This is a genomic window from Enterobacter cloacae complex sp. P47BA, from assembly GCF_014930485.1.
GTDB classification, from domain to species: domain Bacteria; phylum Pseudomonadota; class Gammaproteobacteria; order Enterobacterales; family Enterobacteriaceae; genus Enterobacter; species Enterobacter bugandensis.
Window position 1 is genome coordinate 1 of sequence record NZ_JADBRF010000041.1, and the last position, 1,229, is coordinate 1,229.

Genomic DNA, 1,229 nt, shown 5'->3' on the forward strand with positions numbered 1-1,229 from the left:
TGAATCGCCACAGGTTTAACAGACACCTCAGAGTCATTTAAGATGGCTTAAAGAGAGGTGCCCATGAGCGGTAAGCGTTATCCCGAAGAGTTTAAAATTGAAGCGGTCAAACAGGTTGTTGATCGGGGTCATTCTGTTTCCAGCGTGGCAACACGTCTTGATATCACCACCCACAGCCTTTACGCCTGGATAAAGAAGTACGGTCCGGACTCATCCACTAATAAAGAACAGTCAGATGCTCAGGCCGAGATCCGCCGACTCCAGAAGGAGCTGAAGCGGGTTACGGACGAACGGGACATATTAAAAAAAGCCGCGGCGTACTTCGCAAAGCTGTCCGACTGAGGTACGCCTTTATCCGTGACAACACCTGTTGCTGGCCTGTTCGTCTGCTCTGTCGGGTACTGGATGTGCATCCAAGTGGATTTTACGCCTGGCTTCAGCAGCCGCATTCACGACGACATCATGCTGATCTGAAGTTGACGGGGAAAATCAAACAGTTCTGGCTTGAGTCAGGCTGTGTGTATGGGTATCGCAAGATCCATACGGATCTGCGGGATACCGGGCAACAGTGCGGAGTTAACAGAGTCTGGCGACTAATGAAAAGTGCCGGGATAAAGGCTCAGGTCGGGTACCGGAGCCCACGTGCGCGTAAAGGTGAAGCAAGCATAGTGATACCCAACAGGCTTCAGCGGCAGTTCAACCCGGAAGCGCCGAATGAGCGGTGGGTCACGGACATTACTTACATCCGGACCCACGAAGGCTGGCTGTATCTGGCCGTAGTTGTTGACCTGTTCTCACGCAAAGTTATCGGCTGGTCAATGCAACCCAGAATGACAAAAGCTATTGTTCTGAATGCACTTTTAATGGCAGTGTGGCGCCGTAACCCTCAAAAGCAAGTGCTGGTTCATTCAGATCAAGGGAGCCAGTATACAAGCCATGAGTGGCAGTCGTTCCTGAAATCACACGGTCTGGAAGGCAGCATGAGTCGTCGGGGTAACTGTCATGATAATGCGGTTGCCGAAAGTTTTTTCCAGCTACTGAAGCGCGAGCGAATAAAGAAAAAAATCTACGGAACACGGGAAGAAGCTCGCAGCGATATTTTTGATTACATCGAAATGTTTTATAACAGTAAGCGTCGGCATGGCTCGAGCGATAAGATGCCACCGGCTGAATATGAAAACCAGTATTACCAACGGCTCGGAAGTGTCTAGATTATCCGTGGCGATTCA

Annotated in this window: 1 protein-coding gene; it reads left to right on the top strand. The window is 50.3% G+C overall.

Annotation, left to right across the window (positions count from 1 at the left end; all coding sequences use genetic code 11):
• Positions 1–63: 63 nt before the first annotated feature.
• Positions 64–1,211, top strand: a protein-coding gene (locus IM299_RS22735) for an IS3 family transposase (RefSeq protein WP_193358131.1) whose coding sequence is annotated in 2 segments (ribosomal slippage) — positions 64–301 and positions 301–1,211 — 1,149 coding nt in all. Because the reading frame shifts where the segments join, the coding sequence is not laid out codon by codon here.
• Positions 1,212–1,229: the final 18 nt, after the last annotated feature.